The 19,006-nt window shown below is 70.8% G+C and carries 18 protein-coding genes; 11 read left to right on the forward strand and 7 right to left on the reverse strand.

Going from position 1 to position 19,006, the window contains the following annotated elements; all coding sequences use genetic code 11:
- Nucleotides 1-60 precede the first annotated feature (60 nt).
- The 3 genes from ACWDAG_RS12865 (at nucleotide 61) to ACWDAG_RS12875 (ending at nucleotide 2,143) form a co-directional block, all read left to right on the forward strand.
- Nucleotides 61-555, forward strand: coding sequence for a methyltransferase family protein (locus tag ACWDAG_RS12865; RefSeq protein WP_450695635.1), 495 nt, complete (start codon nucleotides 61-63; stop codon nucleotides 553-555).
- A gap of 39 nt (nucleotides 556-594) precedes the next feature.
- Entirely contained in the window at nucleotides 595-1,602 is a 1,008-nt protein-coding gene (locus tag ACWDAG_RS12870; RefSeq protein WP_450695636.1) for a Ppx/GppA phosphatase family protein, read from the forward strand.
- 163 nt (nucleotides 1,603-1,765) lie between these two features.
- Nucleotides 1,766-2,143: an STAS domain-containing protein gene (locus ACWDAG_RS12875; RefSeq protein ID WP_450695637.1), complete on the forward strand. Its 378-nt coding sequence runs from the start codon at nucleotides 1,766-1,768 to the stop codon at nucleotides 2,141-2,143.
- A gap of 139 nt (nucleotides 2,144-2,282) precedes the next feature.
- On the opposite strand, the gene ACWDAG_RS12880 is transcribed toward ACWDAG_RS12875, so the two are convergent.
- Entirely contained in the window at nucleotides 2,283-2,717 is a 435-nt protein-coding gene (locus ACWDAG_RS12880) for a protease inhibitor (RefSeq protein ID WP_450695638.1), read from the reverse strand.
- 324 nt (nucleotides 2,718-3,041) lie between these two features.
- On the opposite strand from ACWDAG_RS12880, the gene ACWDAG_RS12885 reads away from it, so the two are divergent.
- The 4 genes from ACWDAG_RS12885 to ACWDAG_RS12900 all read left to right on the forward strand — a co-directional run bounded on the left by ACWDAG_RS12885 (nucleotide 3,042) and on the right by ACWDAG_RS12900 (nucleotide 7,654).
- On the forward strand, nucleotides 3,042-3,617 hold the full coding sequence (locus tag ACWDAG_RS12885) for a hypothetical protein (protein ID WP_450695639.1): 576 nt from the start codon (nucleotides 3,042-3,044) through the stop codon (nucleotides 3,615-3,617).
- Nucleotides 3,618-3,810: 193 nt separating this feature from the next.
- On the forward strand, nucleotides 3,811-5,406 hold the full coding sequence (locus ACWDAG_RS12890; RefSeq protein ID WP_450695640.1) for a purine-cytosine permease family protein: 1,596 nt from the start codon (nucleotides 3,811-3,813) through the stop codon (nucleotides 5,404-5,406).
- A 104-nt stretch (nucleotides 5,407-5,510) separates the two neighbouring features.
- Nucleotides 5,511-6,680 (forward strand): lactate 2-monooxygenase, encoded by a 1,170-nt coding sequence (locus ACWDAG_RS12895; RefSeq protein WP_450695641.1) that lies wholly within the window; start codon nucleotides 5,511-5,513, stop codon nucleotides 6,678-6,680.
- Nucleotides 6,677-7,654 carry a 2-hydroxyacid dehydrogenase gene (locus ACWDAG_RS12900; RefSeq protein ID WP_450695642.1) on the forward strand — a complete coding sequence of 326 codons (978 nt, stop codon included), beginning with the start codon at nucleotides 6,677-6,679 and terminating at the stop codon, nucleotides 7,652-7,654. The genes ACWDAG_RS12895 and ACWDAG_RS12900 overlap by 4 nt, the downstream gene beginning before the upstream one ends.
- 111 nt (nucleotides 7,655-7,765) lie before the next feature.
- Here the strand turns inward: ACWDAG_RS12900 and ACWDAG_RS12905 are convergent, their stop codons facing one another.
- The 3 genes from ACWDAG_RS12905 to ACWDAG_RS12915 all read right to left on the reverse strand — a co-directional run bounded on the left by ACWDAG_RS12905 (nucleotide 7,766) and on the right by ACWDAG_RS12915 (nucleotide 10,435).
- A complete protein-coding gene (locus ACWDAG_RS12905; RefSeq protein ID WP_450695643.1) occupies nucleotides 7,766-9,364 on the reverse strand; it encodes an RICIN domain-containing protein in 1,599 nt (532 codons plus the stop codon).
- Between the two features lie 444 nt (nucleotides 9,365-9,808).
- On the reverse strand, nucleotides 9,809-10,186 hold the full coding sequence (locus ACWDAG_RS12910; protein WP_450695644.1) for a toxin Doc: 378 nt from the start codon (nucleotides 10,184-10,186) through the stop codon (nucleotides 9,809-9,811).
- A gap of 3 nt (nucleotides 10,187-10,189) precedes the next feature.
- Nucleotides 10,190-10,435 carry a hypothetical protein gene (locus ACWDAG_RS12915; protein ID WP_030937710.1) on the reverse strand — a complete coding sequence of 82 codons (246 nt, stop codon included), beginning with the start codon at nucleotides 10,433-10,435 and terminating at the stop codon, nucleotides 10,190-10,192.
- A gap of 146 nt (nucleotides 10,436-10,581) precedes the next feature.
- On the opposite strand from ACWDAG_RS12915, the gene ACWDAG_RS12920 reads away from it, so the two are divergent.
- Nucleotides 10,582-11,073: a methylated-DNA--[protein]-cysteine S-methyltransferase gene (locus ACWDAG_RS12920; RefSeq protein ID WP_450695645.1), complete on the forward strand. Its 492-nt coding sequence runs from the start codon at nucleotides 10,582-10,584 to the stop codon at nucleotides 11,071-11,073.
- Between the two features lie 14 nt (nucleotides 11,074-11,087).
- Nucleotides 11,088-11,807: a 2OG-Fe(II) oxygenase gene (locus tag ACWDAG_RS12925; RefSeq protein WP_450695646.1), complete on the forward strand. Its 720-nt coding sequence runs from the start codon at nucleotides 11,088-11,090 to the stop codon at nucleotides 11,805-11,807.
- 118 nt (nucleotides 11,808-11,925) lie between these two features.
- On the opposite strand, the gene ACWDAG_RS12930 is transcribed toward ACWDAG_RS12925, so the two are convergent.
- Both ACWDAG_RS12930 and ACWDAG_RS12935 read right to left on the reverse strand, forming a co-directional pair.
- The gene (locus ACWDAG_RS12930; protein WP_450695647.1) at nucleotides 11,926-12,537 is read right to left on the reverse strand and encodes a hemerythrin domain-containing protein; all 612 of its coding nucleotides are present in this window, start codon (nucleotides 12,535-12,537) and stop codon (nucleotides 11,926-11,928) included.
- Entirely contained in the window at nucleotides 12,534-14,147 is a 1,614-nt protein-coding gene (locus ACWDAG_RS12935; RefSeq protein ID WP_450695648.1) for a DHA2 family efflux MFS transporter permease subunit, read from the reverse strand. The genes ACWDAG_RS12930 and ACWDAG_RS12935 overlap by 4 nt, the downstream gene beginning before the upstream one ends.
- 180 nt (nucleotides 14,148-14,327) lie before the next feature.
- Here ACWDAG_RS12935 and sigJ point away from each other — a divergent pair, with 180 nt between their 5' ends.
- Both sigJ and qcrB read left to right on the forward strand, forming a co-directional pair.
- Nucleotides 14,328-15,251: an RNA polymerase sigma factor SigJ gene (sigJ, locus tag ACWDAG_RS12940; protein ID WP_450695649.1), complete on the forward strand. Its 924-nt coding sequence runs from the start codon at nucleotides 14,328-14,330 to the stop codon at nucleotides 15,249-15,251.
- Nucleotides 15,248-16,747: a cytochrome bc1 complex cytochrome b subunit gene (gene qcrB, locus ACWDAG_RS12945; RefSeq protein ID WP_450695650.1), complete on the forward strand. Its 1,500-nt coding sequence runs from the start codon at nucleotides 15,248-15,250 to the stop codon at nucleotides 16,745-16,747. Before sigJ ends, qcrB begins: the two co-directional genes overlap by 4 nt.
- Nucleotides 16,748-16,753: 6 nt before the next feature.
- Here qcrB and ACWDAG_RS12950 read toward each other — a convergent pair whose 3' ends face one another.
- Nucleotides 16,754-18,997 carry a glycoside hydrolase family 9 protein gene (locus ACWDAG_RS12950; protein ID WP_450695651.1) on the reverse strand — a complete coding sequence of 748 codons (2,244 nt, stop codon included), beginning with the start codon at nucleotides 18,995-18,997 and terminating at the stop codon, nucleotides 16,754-16,756.
- Between the last annotated feature and the right edge of the window lie 9 nt (nucleotides 18,998-19,006).

Raw genomic sequence — 19,006 nt, forward strand, 5'->3', positions numbered from 1 at the left:
GTCCGAGGGGCTGCCGTCCGCAGGGAGACGGTGGCCCCTCTTCGCTGCCATCGTGGCCGTATGCGCAAAACGGCGGCGGCACTCGGAAGCGTGCTCTTCCTGTTCCTCGCGCCCGGCACCGTGGTCGTCCTGCTGCCCTGGTGGCTGACCGGCTGGCGGGCGGGCCACTGGTGGCCGCCTGTGCGGGTCCTCGGCGTGCTCCCGCTCGCCGCGGGGGCGGTTGTCCTGCTGTCGGCCTACGTCCGCTTCGTGGTCGAGGGGTTGGGTACGCCGGCGCCGGTCGCGCCGCCCGAGCATCTGGTCGTGGGCGGGCTGTACCGGTACCTGCGCAATCCGATGTACGTCGCGGTGATCGCGGCGATCGGCGGTCAGGGCCTGCTGCTCGCCCGGCCGGTGCTGTTCGGGTACGGCGCCTGCGCCGGAGTGGCGATGTGGGCGTTCGCGACCTGGTACGAGCAGCCCGCGCTGACCCGTCGGTTCGGCACCGACTACACCCGCTACCAGCAGGCGGTGCCGGGCTGGTGGCCGCGGCCGACGCCCTGGCGCGGCGAGTGACGGGCGTTGAACCGACCGTAATTGGGTACCCCCTGGCCCATGCGAATCAGCGTGGTGGATGTGGGGTCGAACGCGGTCCGGCTGGTGGTGGCGGATGCGGAGGGCGGGGTGCCGTTGCCGGTGCACACCGCCAAGTGGCGCCTGAGGCTGTCCGAACACGTGAATCCGGGGAGCTGCATTCCCGAGGAGCACATCGACCGGATCGTCGGGGCGGTCGCCGACGCGAGCCGGACCGCGGCCCGGTGGGGTGCCGCCCCACCGTTGGCGTTCGCGACCGCGGTGGTGCGTGCCGCTCCGAACCGCCGGGAGGTGCTGCACGCCGTCCGGACCCGGACCGGGGTCGCTCTGTGCACGCTGCCCGGCGAGGTCGAGGCCGAGCTGACGTTCCTCGGGGCGCGGCGCTGGATGGGCTGGCGGTCGGGGCCCCTCGCACTGCTGGACATCGGGGGTGGTTCGCTGGAAGTGGCCTTCGGGCGCGGTCGGCTGCCCGACTTCGTGGCCTCCCTGCCCTTGGGCGCGGGACGGCTGACCCATGAGTTCTTCCCTGGGCAGGATCCGCCGCCGCAGGAGCAGGTGCGGGCGCTGCGCCGGAAGGTCCGGCACCAACTGCGGGACGTCGCCGCGCGGATCCGGTGGGAGGGGCCGCGCACAGCGGTGGCCACCTCGCGCACGTTTCAGCAGCTGGGGCGGTTGTGCGGGGCGCCGCCCGGGCGCCACGGCCCGTTCGTGGAACGGCAGTTGGAGCGATCGGATTTACGTGTCGCCATCAGCCGCCTGGCCGGGCTGCCGGCCGCCGAACGCGCCCGGCTCCCCGGCATCTCCGCGCCGCGCGCCGAACAGAGCCTGGCCGGCGCGGTGATCGCCCACACCTCGATGAAGCTGACCGGACTCAGAGCGGTCACGATCTGCCCCTGGGCGATCCGTGAAGGCATCCTGCTGCGCCAGATCGAGGACGACAGGTCCTGGTGGGCGGAGATCAACAGCCTTGAGGAGGGGCCCCCTTCCCCGGATCCGATGCCCCTGCGCATCGCGACCCCGACACACTGAAGCAAGACCCTCCAGTGGTCACGAACGCAAAACGTCAAGCATCTCCACCACAATTCACCGGGTCGAGTGAACCAGATCTTGCGCTCGGCGTGTCGGGGATGTTCCCCCGTCCCCCGGGGTAACTACCGGGATCGGACGCGCCCTTCGCCGAGGTGGAGCGGACATGACGCCGCATGCGCACGATCGCACTTCCGAACCGCCCACGGCGAACCCTCATGCCCGCACTCGGGCCGACGGCCGGTTCACGGTGGTCATGGTCGCGGGTGAGATCGATCTGGCGACCGCGGAGTTCCTCCAGGAGCACCTGGACGCGGCGACCGCGCGGCCGGTCCCGGATGTGCTGGTCGATCTGCGGCAGGTCGAGTTCTTCGACTGCTCGGGCCTGCGTGTGCTGTGCCGGGCCGAGTCACGGGCCCGGGAGCGCGGCGGCCGGCTGCGCATCGTCTCGGACGCACCCGGCGTCCGCCGGTTGCTGAGCGGTGCGGGACTGCTGGGACGCTTTCCGCCCCTCCCCGCGATCCCCGGGGAGGGGCGGAACTGATGCCAGGAGTCGGCGGGCGGCCCCACTCCGCCCGGCCGACCCCTGGTGCGAGATCAACGGGTACCCCGCGACAAGGGACTCGCACTCCCCACAAGCGCGCCTCTTCAAATGTGCACGAGGACTCCGCGATCCCGGTCTCTCAGAACGCGAAGACGCTGGTCCCGTAGGAGTTCTTCACGCACTCGTTGCCGAAGGTCCGTTCGTAGGAGACGCGCTTGCCCTGCCAGACGCCGTCGACCGTGACGACGACCGGGTCGTACTGCTTGGTGCACATCGCGTCGCCTCTCGCCGTCAGGGCGTCGAAGTCACCGGCGGCCCCGCGCAGTTCGGCGCAGGCGAGGGCCGGGGCCGGGTGGGTACCGGAGGCCGTCGGGGCACAGCTCAGGGTGACCGCCCGCAGCGGGGTCGCGACGCCGGCGCTGTCGCCGTGGCCGATGGTGAGCACCAGGGCCGAGGGGGCGTAGAGCGAGGCGGGGGCGGCGGCCGGGGCGGCGATCGCGGCCCCGGTCAGGGGGGCGCAGACGGCGGTGGCCGTGAGGGCGAGGGTGGCTGCCCAGCGCGCGGTGTTCCGCATTGTGTGCATCCTTCCGCAGGATTCGAGGGTGTGCCGGCCCGTTCTGGGTTGGTGCCGGACCAGCGAGCGCGAGTCTGCCGAGTCCGCCGCGGAAACACACCTCGACCCCATGCGTTTCAGTAACCTTGTGTGTTGAATCAGTGGCGTGAAGTCACGGAATTTGACCGACCGAACCCCGGAACTGAGCGGCTCTTGATCGCCCGAAGCAGCCAAATGGCTGATTTCCTACGCTTCGTTAATAGGCCTGAAACATTCCGGTTGAGCTGTCGGCGGACTCCCCCGCGTCCTCTTGCGTTCATGGGTGCGTCGAGTAATCGTCATTACATGATTACGAAAGAGCAACGAGAGAAGCTGCGCGGCTGGTTCGCCGGCCGTCTTCCCGAGGACCTCTTCGAGGAGCTGGCCGAACTCACGGTCGATCGCGAGGAGATCACCGTGATCGGCCGCATCCCCGCGCCTCGGCTCGCCGAGGGCACCTCGGACGCCGAACGGGAGGCCGCCGTCCAGGGCAGGATCCAGGAGTTCCGGGAGCGCACCCGGGAGGCGCGCATCGAGGTGGCCCGCGAGGCCGAGCACCGCTTCCGCCGGAAGGTCTCCTGGGGCGTCGAGTGCGGCGGCGAGCGCGCCCTGTTCACCCATGTCGCCGCGCCCGTGATGACCCGGCTGCGCCAGCCGGAGCGCCAGGTCCTCGACACCCTGATCGCCGGCGGGGTCGCCCGCAGCCGCAGCGACGCCCTCGCCTGGTGTGTGCGCCTGGTCCAGCGGCACACCGACGACTGGCTCGCCGAGCTGCGTGAGTCCCTCGAACACGTGGAGCGGGTGCGGGCACAGGGCCCGGACACGGAACCGCAGCACGCCGCCACGGACCTTTCGACGGACACACCGGCTGACAACGGCTGATGGAGGATTCGCACACTCCTGACGTGAAGAATGGATGAACCGTCCTCTGGTGCGGGGCCCGCACGCCGCCTTACGGTCGGCAGACCGCCGAGAGGACGGCCGCCATGCCCGCCGCACACCCCGCGGCGGCGACCGGCCGTCCGCCCCGCCGCGCCACAACGCGCTCCACCGCCCCGCCCCCGCTGGAGCCACCTTGTCCTCGCAGTCGTCCGACTCGCCCGGCACGCCGCCGTCCCTCACCGAGGTCGAAGCCCACGGCGTCGAGCGCATCCCGGACGCGGACCGCACCGCGACCCCGCTCGACCTGTTCCGGCTCGCGTTCGGCGGCGCCAACACCTTCTCCACCTGTGTCCTGGGCGCCTTCCCGATCCTCTTCGGCCTCTCCTTCTGGCAGGGTCTCGCGGCCACCCTCCTCGGCGTCCTCGCGGGCGCCCTGATCCTGTGTCCGATGGCGGTGTTCGGCCCGGTCAACGGCACCAACAACGCCGTCTCGTCCTCCGCGCACCTGGGCGTGCACGGCCGCGTGGTCGGCTCGTTCCTGTCGCTGCTGACCGCGATCGCGTTCTTCTCGATCTCGGTGTGGAGCTCCGGGGACGCCCTCGTCGGCGGTGCGCACCGGCTCTTCGGCCTGCAGCGCGGCAACCTCTCGTACGTCGTCGCGTACGCGCTGTTCTCCGGGCTGGTCCTCGCCGTGTGCGTGTACGGCTTCCGGTTCATGCTGTTCGTCAACAAGGTCGCGGTGGCCTCGGCGACCGTGCTGTTCCTGCTCGGCGCGATCGCCTTCGCCGGCGACTTCGACCCGTCGTACGCGGGTGTCTTCACCGCCTCGGCGGAGGCGGCGACCAGGTCCCTGTTCTGGCCGTCCTTCATCGGCGCGGCCCTGATCGTGCTGTCCAACCCGGTGTCGTTCGGGGCGTTTCTCGGCGACTGGTCGCGTTACATCCCGGCGAGCACCCCGCGCCGCCGGGTCGTCGGTGCCGCGTTCCTGTCGCAGATCGCGACGCTGCTGCCGTTCGTCTTCGGTCTGGCGACCGCGAGCATCATCGCCGCCAAGGCCCCGAAGTACGTCGACCCGGCCGCCCCCGACTTCGTGGGCGGGCTGCTCGCCATCTCACCGACCTGGTACTTCCTGCCGGTGTGTCTGCTCGCCCTGATCGGCGGCATGTCGACGGGGACGACTTCGCTCTACGGCACCGGGCTCGACTTCTCCTCCGTGTTCCCGCGGCTGTCGCGGGTGCAGGCGACGGTGCTCGTCGGCGTGCTGTCGATCGCGTTCATCTTCATCGGCCGGTTCGGACTCGACCTCGTCCAGTCCATCTCCACCTTCGCCACGATGATCATCACATGCACCACTCCGTGGATGGTCGTCATGATGCTGGGCTTCTACACCCGGCGCGGCTGGTACGACCCGGAGGCCCTCCAGGTCTTCAACCGCCGTCAGCGCGGCGGCCGTTACTGGTTCGCGCACGGCTGGAACTGGCGGGGCATGACCGCGTGGTGGGTCTCCGCGCTCATCGGGGTGCTCTTCACCGACATCCCGGGCCAGTTCGTCGGCCCGCTGGGCGCCCTCGCGAACGGCATCGACATCAGCCTGCCGCTGTCACTCGTCGTGGCCGCCGTGCTGTACCTGGCACTGCTGCGGATCTTCCCCGAGCCGCGCGCCGGGTACGGCCCCGAGGGGGCGCGGCTGGCCCGCACCGTCGAGGTTCCGGTACCGCCGATCACTGGGCCCGGAGCGGGAGTTGAGGAGGGCGCGACGTCGGGCCCCGCCACCACGCTGCGGACGTGACTCACTTCGTACCACCGGTCCACCCCGGTGGACGGACCTGCACTTACTCGCCAGTATCGTCGGGGGTGCAACGCGTTCTCAGCGACGAGAGGCGGGACGTACCCATGGCCAAGCACTGGGCGGACTTCCAGTACGAGATCTATCTGGGCGGGATGTCGGGCGCCGTACCGAGGCTGCCCACCGATCTGACCCGGCTGGAGGAGCTGACCGAGCAGCGGCTCGGCCCCGGGCCCGTCGGCTATGTCGCGGGCAGTGCGGGCGACGGCAGCACGGCGCGCGCGAACCGGGCGGCGCTGGAGCGGCGCCGGATCGTGCCGCGGATGCTGCGGGACGTGCACGAGCGGGATCTGTCCGTCGAGGTGCTGGGCCGCGCGCTGCCCGCCCCGCTGGCCCTGGCGCCGGTCGGCGTGCTGTCGATCATGCACCCGGACGCCGAGTGCGCGGCCGCCCGGGCCGCCGCCGCGCAGGGCGTGCCGTACATCCTGTCCTCGGCGTCCAGCACACCGATGGAGCAGGTCGCGGAGGCGATGGGCGACGCGGAGCGCTGGTTCCAGCTGTACTGGGCCAAGGACCGTGAGGTGACGCGCAGTTTCCTGAACCGGGCGAAGGCGGCCGGGTTCACGGCGCTGATCGTCACCCTCGACACCCCGCTGCTGGCCTGGCGGCCCCGCGACCTCGACCAGGCCTATCTGCCCTTCCTGCACGGCGTCGGCACCGCGAACTACTTCTCCGACCCGGCCTTCCAGGCGGGCCTGGCCAAACCGGTGCACGAGGATCCGAACGCGGCCGTGCTGCACTTCGTCGGCATGTTCGCGGACCCCGCCAAGACCTGGCCGGACCTGGCCTTCCTGCGGGAGAACTGGGACGGCCCGATCGTCCTCAAGGGCATCCTGCACCCGGACGACGCCCGGCTGGCCGCCGACGCCGGGATGGACGGCGTGGTCGTCTCCAACCACGGCGGCCGCCAGGTGGCCGGCTCCGTGGCCGCCGCCGACGCCCTCCCCCGGGTCGCGCAGGCGGTCGGCGACCGGCTGACGGTCCTGTTCGACAGCGGTGTCCGCACCGGAGATGACGTCTTCAAGGCACTCGCGCTCGGCGCGCAGGCGGTGCTCCTGGGCCGGCCGTACGTGTACGGGCTCGGCCTCGACGGGCAGTCGGGTGTCGAGCATGTGATCCGCTGTCTGCTCGCCGAGTTCGACCTCACGCTCGCCCTGTCCGGACACGCCACGCCCGCCACGATCGGCTCGGCCGACCTCATCGAGGAGTCCGTATGACACCCCCGAAGAACATTCTCGCCGTCGTCGCCCCGCACGTCGGGGGCCGCGCCGCCGGTGCCGGGCTCGCCACGCTCTTTCCCGGCGCGGCGAACGTCACCGTCGTCGAGGCGGCCGACGAGGACCCGGCCGCCCTCCACACGGCTCACGTGATCATCACGGCGCTCTCCCCCGTGACCGCCGAACACCTCGCCGCCGCACCGGACCTGGAGCTGGTGCAGTGCGCGAGCCACGGCTTCGAGTACGTCGACGTGGCCGCGGCGCGCACCCGGGACGTACCCGTGTGCAACATCGGCTCCAGCGGCGCCGAGTCGCAGAACGTCGCCGAGCAGACCTTCGCCCTCATGCTCGCCCTGGCCAAGCAGCTGATCCCCGCGCACACCGCGCTCGTCGAGGCGGACTGGGCGCTGCCCCGTCTCCAGCGCTCCCTCACCGAACTGTGCGGCAAGACGCTCGGCATCGTCGGGCTCGGCGGCATCGGGCAGGAAGTCGCCCGCCGCGCGGTCGCGTTCGACATGAACATCGTCTACGCCGGCCGCCGCAGGCTGTCCGAGGAGACGGAGGCCCGGCTCGGCGGGGCCCGCCATGTCCCGCTCGACGAGCTGCTGCGCACGGCCGACTACGTCTCCCTGCACGCGCCGCTCACCGGCGAGACCCGGCATCTGCTCGACGCCGAGCGGCTCGCCCTCCTCAAGCCGACGGCTTTCGTGATCAACACGGCGCGAGGCGCCCTCATCGACCAGGACGCCCTCGCGGACGCGCTGGAGAAGGGCGCCCTGGCCGGGGCGGGCATCGACGTCTTCGACCCCGAACCGCCCACCCCGGCCCTGCGCCTGCTGAAGTCGCCGAATGTGGTGCTCTCGCCGCACGTCGGCGGAGTGACCCGCGAAACGCTGATCCGCATCGCCCTGGCAGCCGTGCAGAACGTCGCCGGTTTCCTGGCGGGAGGGCAGCCGCGGGACGTCGTGAACTAGGAGTCACCCTTCCCTCAAGGGCGCGGGGCTGTGTCGACATGCGGCTCCGCCGCAGAGGCGCGACAAGCCACGACGCACCCGCAGCCGCGAGATCTCCCGACCACCGAGCTATCAGGCGCTCAACTCCGCGGGCCGAGCCGCAGGCGCCCCCGTCCCCGTGATCGACAGCGAGCCCGGGGTCGTCGTCGCCGTCGGATCGGCCAGCCAGCGTTGGGCCGGGGAGCCGTCGCGGGTCTTGACGACGATGTCCGCGCCCGGCGCCTCGGGGGTTGCGGCGAGGGCGAGCTGCTCGTCCCAGCGGGGCAGCAACTCGCCCTGCGCGGTGAGGGCGTAGCGCACGTCCTCGCCCCGCTTGTCCTTCTCGGCGGCGCACCGGCCGAGGACCGCCACCCCGGCGTCCAGATGCGAGTCCAGGCACAGCGCGGGGTCGGCCCCGCTGCGCAGCAGACCGTCCTTCTCGAACGACCACTGCTGGGTGTCGGCGTCGGAGCAGGCCGCCAGTTCGATCCCGGCGCCGGCCTTGACCTTGCCCGCGATGTCGAGGCAGAGGTCGGCGCCCGCGTTGCGCAGTCTCGACTTCCCCGGAACCGTGGGGAGGTGGGCCGACCCGGGTGACGACTGGGAGCCTACGCCCGGTGCCGTGCCGCCGCCCGCACTGGTGGAGGCGGCCGGGTCGACGCCGTCGTCGTGCGACCACAGGCCGGCCGCGAACAGACTGGCGAGCAGCCCGGCGGAGACGACGCCCACCCCGGTCAGCACCGCCCGCGAGTTCCGGGGCCCGCCCGGCGGACGGCGTCCGGGCAGCGGGATACGGGGCAGGATGCGCGGACGGCCACCGCCGTGCCGCGCGGGGCCGCTCGTACGCGTCGCCTGCCGCGCACGCCCGGGACGGGAGTCGAGGTAGCGGCGGGCACCCCAGCCGAGCACCGCCTCGGCGAGGAGCACCCCCAACCCGCCCTCGAAATGGCTCAGTTGCTCGGCGGCGGAACGGCAGTAACGGCACTCCGCCAGATGCTGCTGGACATCCGGCAGCAGGGCCCCGCCCCGGCGAATCGGAACATCGAGGAGACGGTTGTAGAACCGGCAATCCTTGCTCGGCGCGAGTTCCCGATGAGCATGTACACAACCTTCGCGGAATTTTTCACGCGCCTGTTCGAGTGCCACCGACGCGGTGTCGGTATCCATGCCGAGCAGAGCGGCGGGAACGGTTATGGACTCCGCTTCGACCTCGGTGTGCCAGAGGAGACACCGGGAGAGTCCGGGAAGGGCCTGGAATGACCGCTCGGCGAGCCTGCGGTTTTCGGGCGTCATGGACTTCGCCGTACGTATACCGCGGCCGCCGGAGGGTTTCTGCAGCTCCGGCAGAACACTGGATATCCGGTCCTCGGCGGACCACAGGCGGACCGTCTCGCGTACGGCCACCAGCATCCGGGGGCGCAGGGCGAGCGCGGCCTCGCCCAGCACCAGCCGGTCGAGGACCTGGTGGAAGGCGGACGCCGTCACCATGGAGGCGAGGTCGGCCGGGGAGGCCAGGCAGATGGCCGCGTAGTCGCGGGCGGGCTGCCAGTGCCGCGCCATCAGCAGCGCGACGGATTGGGCGACCTCGCCGTCGGGACGGTTCCTGAGCCGGGTGGCGAGGAGCTCGTCGGATTCTCCGGGAACGCCGCCGGGCGGCGGGTAAGGGGGACGAGGGGGGTGGGGGGTGGGCACTGAGCGGATTCCTTCCCACGCGCATGGAACACACAGGAGGGCGTGAATTCAGGTATGTCCGGCCGACCGGGTTTTCTGATTGGCCGATCGACACCCGGCCATTACACCCCCCGCACGAGTAGTTCACCCTTGCACAACACACTCATGGCCAACAAGGCACTTGAGCAACATGCGCTTCTTTGAAGGTCGGTCAGAAACGGCGACAACTCGCCTCACCCGCATGAGCTTTCGTCATTCCATGCGCCCCGTGTGAAACAGGCGCACGCGCCGGAGCACCGCGCACGCTCCCGGCGTGCGCCACCCCGTAGTGCACTGGGTAGCGGCCCTTCTCGGAGGCCCTGCGCAGGACGGCGGCTCTCCTGCGCCGCACGGGCCGCCGACCTTGTTCCTCCCGCCCTCGGTCGGCGGCCCCGGGGGCGGGTCGTCCGACTGCGTCGGCAGCCCTCAGATCTGCCAGGAGCGCAGCCGGTCCGCCGCGCCGTAGACATCGGCCTTGCCGGAGATCAGATCGCGGGCGAGATCGACGAGGGCGCCGTAGGGCGGGTCGATGCCGACGCCGCTGACGAACATGTACGCCACGGCTGTCGCGCAGGCGAAGCGGGCGTTGGCCGAGGGCAGGGGCTTGAGCAGCGCGAGGGTGTGCAGCAGGGCGGCGGCCCGCCAGGCCGGGTCGGAGTCCACGCCGAGGCGGGGCGGGTCCACGCGGTGGCGGGCGACGGCGGCGACCAGCGCGGAGAAGTCATTGATGGTGGGCTGGTCCGGCAGGACCTCTTCGTGGCGCTGAAGCAGCCAGGGCACGTCGATGTGGATGACGGGTGCCATCGGTCAGGCGACCCGCCCCTCACCGGCATGGGCGGGTTCGTCGTCGGGGAACGCGGCGGCGAACTCGTCGGCATGGGAGGCGAAGAACCGGCGGAACGCCTCCGCGCCCTCCTGCAGCGCGCGGTGCCGGGCTATGTCCGCCGCGGCCGCCTCGCGCACAAGGGCCTTCATCGACGTACCGCGCTCCTTGGCGATCTGCCGCAGGTCCTCTAGTTCGCGGTCGCTGAACTCGACATTCAGGGCTGGCATGCCTTCACGGTACCGCCGGGGTACTTACTCGTAAATAGTCGCTGGTCACAGCACCTTTCTGACGGTACCTCCCGGCCTCGAACCCGGCTGAGGACCATGTCCGTTTCCCGCCGGTCCTGGGCGGTGTCGCGCAGCAGACTGGAGCCATGAAGACGTACACGAAGATCGACAGTCCGGTGGGTGAGCTGCTGCTGGTCGGCGAGGGCACGGCCCTCACCTCGCTGTCCCTGCCGGGGCAGCGCGGCGCGCCCGTCGTCCGTGCCGACCGGCGGCGCGACGACGAAGCGTTCGGGGAGGCCGCCCGGCAGCTCTCCGCCTACTTCGCGGGCCGACTCTCGCACTTCGAGCTGAGCCTCGCCCCCGAGGGGACGGAGTTCCAGCAACGGGTGTGGCGGGCGCTCGACGAGATCCCGTACGGCACCACGACGACGTACGGGGAACTCGCCGCCCGGCTCGACGTGCCGCGCGCCGAGATCCGCGCCGTGGGTGCCGCGATCGGCGCCAACCCCCTGCTGGTCGTCCGCCCCTGCCACCGCGTGATCGGCGCCGACGGTTCGATGCGCGGGTACGCGGGCGGCGTCGAGCGCAAGGTCCGGCTGCTCACCCACGAGGGTGCGCTGCAGCCGATGCTGGGGTGACGGGAGGCAATGGCGTGACTCTCACCGATGCTCAGGCCCGCAGGCGGGTCGCCGACACCGAATGGGCGGCCCTCACCGCCGAGTTGGACGTCCACGGCAGCGCGCCGACGGGACCGCTGCTGACGCCCGCCGAGTGCCGTGACCTGGCCGCGCTGTACGAGAAGCCGGAGCTGTTCCGGACCACCGTCGACATGGCACGGCACCGTTTCGGTTCCGGCGAGTACCGGTACTTCACGCATGATCTGCCGGCCCCGGTGGCCGCCCTGCGTGCGGCCCTCTATCCGCGGCTGCTGCCGATCGCGCGGGACTGGGCGGCCCGGCTGGGCCGTCCGGCGCCGTGGCCGGACTCCCTTCAGGAGTGGCTGGAGGCCTGTCACGCGGCCGGACAGGACCGCTCCGCGCAGATCCTGCTGCGCTACGCCGAGGGCGACTGGAACGCCCTGCACCGTGACGTGTTCGGCGACATGCTCTTCCCGCTCCAGGTGGTCGTCGGCCTCGACGAGTACGGCAGCGACTACACCGGCGGCGAGTTCCTGATGGTCGAACAGCGGCCGCGGGCCCAGTCCCGGGGCACCGCGACCGCGCTCCGGCAGGGCCACGGGCTGGTCTTCACGACCCGGGACCGGCCGGTGCGTACCCGGCGGGGCTGGGCGGCCGGGGCGATGCGGCACGGTGTGAGCACCGTGCGCTCCGGCCGCCGGCATGCGCTGGGCATCGTCTTCCACGACGCGTGAACACTCCGCTGGGGTGCGCCGCCATGTGCCGCCTTTCGCCTGCGGCGCCGTCGTGGCTGGTCGCGCCCACGCGGCGGAGCCGCAAATCGATACAGCCCCGCGCCCCTTTCGGGGCGCTTCAGACGCCGACCCACAGCCCCCTGCGGCGGTAACTCCCCTGCCAAAACAGCCGGTTGAGGACTCGTACAGGCGGCGGCATGGCGCCGAGGAAGCGGTCACGGTCCGCGGGTTCGGCGCCGTCGACGATCCACGGTACGAACACCGAGGCACCGCGCAGGCCCTGCGTCTCGCGGATGCGGCCGGTGAAGGCGGCCCAGTCCGCGGCCGTCAGGACGTCCTGCATCAGCGGCAGGGCGCTCTCCTCCTCGTGCCCCAGGTGGTCGTCGAGGGTGGCCTTCAACGCCCGTACGAGATCAGGCAGTTCGGGTGCCTGGTCGTCCAGTGCGGTGTCGACCGCGTCGAGCAGCGGGTCGATGCGGGAGTGTTCCGCCTCCATGTCGTCCAGCAGGGCGAGTTCCCGCGGACGCCCCGCGACGCGTTCCCGCACACGCGGCCACAGATCGCTGTCCTCGGCGGTGTGGTGGATGTGCAGCTGGTGGGTGAAGTTCTCCCAGCCGGCGCGCACGCCCGGGGTGTGCGCGCGGCCCTCGGCCACGGCCTGCGCAAGGCGTTCCAGGTCGCGTCGGAAGGCGTCGTGGGAGGCGTACATGGCGGTGAAGTCGATGCTCATCGGGCGGCTTCCTCCAGTTCGGTCTCGGTGATCGGCAGGGCATGGGGGTTGGCGGACGGGCCGTGGTGGCGTCGTACGGCGAGACAGGCGAGCGCTCCGGCCAGCAGCACGGCGGCGGACACGTACATGGCGGGGCCCATCGCGTCGACGAAGCCGTGGCCGAAGACCTGTCCGCCGAGGGCGCGCATCCGCTCGGCGACGTCCTGCGGCACCCCGTGCGGCGCGCCGCCCTGCTGCCGGGCGCCCACGTCGGACTGGGCCTTGGAGAAGGCGGCGACGAAGGAGTCCCGGTATGCCGCGGGCAGCCGTGCGGCGCTCTCGTGCGCCCGGTCGGTGAGCGCGGAGGCGAGCTGGTTCTGCAGCACGGCGCCGACGACGGCGCCCGCGAGCACCGAGCCGACCTGCCTGAGCGCGTTGGTGACGCCGGAGGCCGCTCCGGCCAGCCGGGCGGGGACGCCCCGCATGACCTCGGTGGCGAACGGGGCGAAGGTGCAGCCGACCCCGAGGCCGGTGAGGAAGAGCGGCAGCGCGATGCTCAGCCATCCCGAGCCGACGTCGGCGACGGTCACCACCCAGGTCAGACCGCCCGCCCAGGCGAGCAGCCCGCTCATCAGGATGTACTTGCCGCCGACCTTGTCGGACAGCGCTCCGGCGGGCCCCGCCGTCACGAACGAGCCGAGCGCCACGGGCAGCAGTACCAGACCGGACTTGAGGGCGCTGAAGCCCAGGACGGACTGGAGGTAGATCGTCAGCGGCAGGAACATGCCGACGATGCCGAAGGCCACCGTGACGCCGACGAGGTTGACCAGGCTGAAGTTGCGGTCCCGGAAGAGCGCGAACGGAACGAGGGGTTCGTTCGCCTGCTGGCCGCGCTCGTGCAGCAGGAAGCCGGCGAACAGGACGGCGGCCAGGGTGAACAGGCTCCAGATCCAGCGGTTCCAGTCGTAGCGCTGGCCCTCGGTGAGCCCGAAGGCCAGGCAGAACAGGGCAGCCGAGGCGAGCAGGACACCGAGGGTGTCGAAGCGGTGCCGGACAGTGCGCTTCGCGCCGGGGATGATCGCGAAGGTCATCAGCAGTACGACCGCCCCGATCGGCAGGTTGACGTAGAAGATCCACCGCCAGCTCAGGTGGGTGATCAGCGCCCCGCCGAGGATCGGGCCGAGCGCGCCGGACGCGCCCGCGACCGTGCCCCAGATGCCCATCGCCGCTCCGCGCCGGTCGGCCGGGAACACCTCGGCGATGATCGACAGGGTCTGCGGCATCAGCAGCGCCGCGCCCAGCCCCTGCACCACCCGGAACGCGATGAGCTGGGCGGGGTCCTGTGCGAGGCCGCAGGCGAGGCTCGCGAGGGTGAACAGGACGACCCCGGCGGCGAACAGGTTGCGTTTGCCGCGCAGGTCGCCGAGGCGCCCACCGGTGATCAGCAGGACGGCCAGCGCCAGGGTGTAGGCGTTGACGACCCAGAGGATCTCGTCGAGGGACGCGTTCAGATCCTCGCCCAGCTGCGGGATCGCGATGTTCACGATCGTCAGGTCGAGCAGCGTCATGAAGAACCCGAGGGAGAGGGTGAGGAGGATCGCCCACGGGTTTCCGTGCCATTTCTTGAACACGATGTCGGTCTCCTTGCGGTCGGACTCATGTCGGACTCGCGTTCAAGAGGGCGGGGCGGCGGGCGGTTGTGACATCGCGCGAATTCGCTGAGACGTAGGTCACATTTCGCCCGCTCCATGTCACATTCGGCCCCCTCCCGGCCCTCGAAGTAGTGAGCGCGGCAGCGGGGAGGCCCACACATGACGCACAGCACCGGAAGTCCGGTCACCGACGAGGCGACCGATGTCTTCATGAACCATCGGGAGCTGTTGTTCAGCCTCGTCTACAACATGCTGGGCAGCGTCGCCGACACCGAGGACGTACTGCAGGAGACCTGGCTGGCGTGGTCGGGCCGGGGCGCCGAGGGGATCTCCAACCCGCGCGCCTATCTGGTCCGGATCGCCGTCAACCAGGCGTTGCAGCGGCAGGCCGTGATCACCCGTCGCCGCGAGACCTATGTCGGCCCGTGGCTGCCCGAGCCGCTCGTCGCCGACGACGCGAGCGCCGACGACCCGGTGCTGAGGGACGAGTCCGTGTCCCTGGCGATGCTGGTGGTCCTGGAGTCGCTGACCCCGCTGGAACGCGCCGTGTTCGTGCTCCACGAGGTGTTCGGGTACGCCCACACCGAGATCGCGGAGATCATCGACCGCACCCCGGCGGCCGTACGGCAGCTGGCCCATCGCGCCCGGGACCATGTGCTCGCCCGCCGACCGCGCTACCGGGCCCACCCGCGCGTCCGGCAGGAGGCCACCGAGCGGTTCGTGCGGGCCGCGCTCGGCGGGGACATCGCCGAACTGATGGAGATCCTGGCGCCGGACGTCACGGTGTGGACGGACGGCGGCGGCAACCGCAGGCCGGCGGGGCTGCGCCCGGTGCACGGCCGGGACAAGGCGGTCCGCCTCATCACCTCGTACGCGGCGCGGCGCGGCCCGCAGCAGCTCGACCTGCGCTACCGCCGGGTCAACGGCGACGACGCCGCGGTGCTGTTCCAGGGCGAGGCCCCGTACGCCGTGATGGTCATGGACCTCACGCCCGAGGGCGACCGGGTGAACGGCGTCTACATCGTCACCAACCCCGACAAGCTCACGCATGTGCACAAGGACGACGACGAGGAGGACGAGTGACCGCCACGCAGACAGCGGGCCGGGGCGAACGCGTCGCCGACTGGCTCGACGGACGCCTCGGCATCCACTCCCTGGGCAGGAAGTACCTGCGCAAGGTGTTCCCGGACCACTGGTCGTTCCTGCTCGGCGAGATCTGTCTGTACAGCTTCGTCGTGCTGGTCCTGACCGGCGTGTACCTCACCCTCTTCTTCCATCCGTCGATGAACGAGGTGACGTACCACGGCAGTTATGTCCCGCTCAACGGCGTGCGGATGTCCGAGGCGTACGCCTCCACGCTGCACATCAGCTTCGACGTGCGCGGCGGGCTGCTGATCCGGCAGCTGCACCACTGGGCGGCGCTGGTCTTCGTAGCCGGGATGCTGACGCACATGATGCGGCACTTCTTCACGGGTTCGTTCCGCAAGCCTCGTGAGATCAACTGGCTGTTCGGCTGGCTGCTGCTGTTCCTCGGCCTGTTCGAGGGCCTGTTCGGCTACTCACTGCCGGACGACCTGCTGTCGGGCACGGGCCTGCGCTTCGTCAACGGCGCCCTGCTGTCGGTGCCGGTCGTCGGGACGTATCTGTCGATGTTCCTGTTCGGCGGCGAGTTCCCCGGCCACGACATCGTGGCCCGCTTCTACTCGCTGCACATCCTGTTGATCCCCGGCATCATGGCGGCGCTCGTCGTGGCGCACCTCATCCTGGTCGTCCACCACAAGCACACGCAGTTCGCGGGTCCCGGACGCACCGAACGCAACGTCGTCGGAACGCCGTTCATGCCGGTGTACCTGGCGAAGGCGGGCGGATTCTTCTTCCTGGTGTTCGGCGCGCTGACGATGGTCGCGGCGGTGGCGACGATCAACCCGGTCTGGGTGTACGGCCCCTTCCGCCCCGACCAGGTCTCCACGGGCGCGCAGCCCGACTGGTACCTGGGCTTCGCAGAGGGCCTGGTCCGGGTGATGCCGGGCTGGGAGATCACCCTGTGGGGCCACACGCTCGTCCTCGGCGTGCTGATACCGATCGTGGTCTTCCCGCTGCTCCTCGTCTTCATCGGGATCTACCCGTTCCTGGAGGCGCGGGTGACCGGCGACAAACGCGAGCACCACCTCCTGGACCGCCCGCGCAACCGCCCGGTCCGCACCGCGATCGGCGCGGCCTGGATCAGCCTCTACCTGATCCTGCTGGCGGGCGGCGGCAACGACATCGTGGCCACCCGCCTGCACCTGTCGATCAACACGGTCACCTGGACGGTGCGCGTCGCGGTGTTCCTCCTCCCGGCGGTCGTCTTCGTCGTCACCCGGCGTATCTGTCTGGGCCTGCAACTCCGGGACGCGGAGCTGGTGTTGCACGGCCGGGAGACCGGTCTGATCAAGCGGCTGCCGCACGGCGAGTACGTCGAGGTGCACCAGCCGCTCGATCAGGCCGAGCTGCACACCCTCACCGCCCACAAGCGGCCGGGGGAACTCGTGGAACACGAGCCGCGACCCGAGCTCGTGGAGCGCGAGCCGCAATCCTGATCGGTCTCAGCCCTGGTCCGCCACGAACGACGCCATGCGCGCCAGGGCCGCGTTCCAGTTGATGGCTGTCTCGTTCGTGGACCAGGACTGGATGTCGTCGATGTAGCAGAACTGACCGACGCAGCCCTGGAGTTTGCTCTGTGCGTAGGGGTCCTGGATGGAGGAGTTGGGGCCGCCCGCGAGGGTTCCGTGCGGCGGGTTCGGGAGCTTCGGGTCGAGCTCGTGGGCGTACCAACGACTGTGCTGGTTGTGGGAGTTGACCTCGCCGTAGCCGGTGACGTACGAGATGTTCAGCGCGTTGCGGCCGAGGATGTAGTCCATGCTCTGGACCGCGCCGTCCCGGTACTTGGCGGCACCCGAGATGTCGTACGCCGTCCCCAGGACGACCGCGTTGTTGAGGATCTGGTGGCTGGAGCCCCAGTCGTAGACGTTGTCGTCGGGCGCGTAGGGCATGCCGTACGGCTGTGCCTTCAGGGTGGCCAGGTAGCGCTCGGCGCCCTTGACGACGGACTGGCGAATCCTGTCCCGGCCGGGCAGCTTGCTGGGCACGGTCGCGAGGTCGAGGCGGCCCGCCGCCGCCGTCCTTCCCCAGTCGAAGCCGAGCGGGCCGAAGATGTCGGCCGTGTTCACCGGGGAGTGGAGGACGTAGTCGGCGAACTCCTTCTCGCCCGTGGTGAGATACAGCTCCGCCGCCGCCCAGTAGAACTCGTCCGTCGCGTTCGTGTCGTCATAGGCGCCGCCTCCGGTGGCGTCACTGGCGGAGGCGTACATGGCGGGGTGGGCGAGCGCCGCGGTCCAGGCCTTGCGGGCCGCGGTGAGGGCCTTCGCCGCGAAGGCGCGGTCGTAGGGGCGGTAGAGGCGAGCCGCCTGGGCGGCCGTCGCCGCCAGGTTGAGGGTCGCCTGGGTGGACGGCGGGTGCAGTTCCCGCTTCTGCGGGTCGTCGCTGGGCAGCAGGGGCAGGCCGGTCCACTGCGCGTCGTGGATCTTGTGATGGGCCATGCCGGCCAGCGGCTGTCCGGCGGGCACCTGCATCTTCAGCAGGAACTCCAGCTCCCAGCGGGCCTCGTCGAGGATGTCGGGCACCTTGTTCGCGCTCTCCGGGATGGCGAGGGTGCCGTCCCGCAGCTTCTCCGACTCCCCCGTGCGGGCCAGCAGTTCGCGTTCGTACGTGCTCAGCAGCTCCCAGGTGGCGATGCCGCCGTTGACGACGTACTTGCCGTGGTCCCCGGCGTCGTACCAGCCGCCGGTGACGTCGAGGGTGTAGTCGCACACGCCCGGCTGGCAGGGGACCTTGCCATCGCCCTGGTTGGGCGCCACGTCGAGATGGCCCGCCGCCCTGCCGTACCCCGGACGCAGGTCGTCGCGGATCGCGATGCCGCTGCGCTGCGTGTAGTAGTACTTCACCGAGTCGAGGCGCAGTTGCTCGTAGGCGCCGGTGCCGATGTCGAACGGGCGGCTGGTCTCCCCGTCGGCGACCAGCGTGAAGCCCTTGCCCGGTCTGCGGTAGTCACCGAAGTCGATCGAGTGGACGTTCTGCCCGGAGGAGACGTCGACCCCGCGCGGCACGGTCCAGCCGTGGTCGACCGTCGCACCGCCGGCGTCCTTGAGCTGCCAGGGCAGTTTCGCCGTGGCGTCGGTGACGAGGGTGGCGTTCTTGGGGCCGGAGGGCAGATAGGCGACCTGGTTGACGCGCACCCGCGGCCCGGTGTCCGGCTGGTACACCTCGGGCGGGACACCGCCGAGCAGCGATATGTCGTCCATGCAGAACCGCCAGGCGTCCGCGCTGCCACCGGTCTGGAAAGCGACCTGGGCCTGGGTGGTGTCGGCGGGTGCGGTGAAGGTGTACGAGTAGGTGTCGCCGGAGACGCTCAGCTGCGGGCTGACCTCGAAGTAGGTGTCGTACGGCGCCACTTGGAGCCCCACGACCGCCCGCACCACATGTCCCTGGGGCGAACCGGTCGCTTTGAAGCTGAACTTGTACGACTCTCCCTTCTTCAGCGTGACGTCGTTCTGCCCGACGGCAGCGTCCCAGCGGTTGGTGGTGCCGCCCGGCACATCGGCGCAGAGCTGTCCGCCGGACAGGCCCGCAGTGACGTTGCTGGTCGTCCACCAGGGGTCGATGGTGGTGTCGAAGGTGCCGTTCTTGAGCTGCTCGACCGGGTCAGCGGCGGCCGGAGAGGCCGGCACCCCGGTCAACGCCGTCCCCAACAGGGCCGTCAGGGTCAGCAGAATGGTTCTGCGTCGTTTCACGTCTGGGCT

The organism is Streptomyces sp. NPDC001157 (assembly GCF_053598255.1).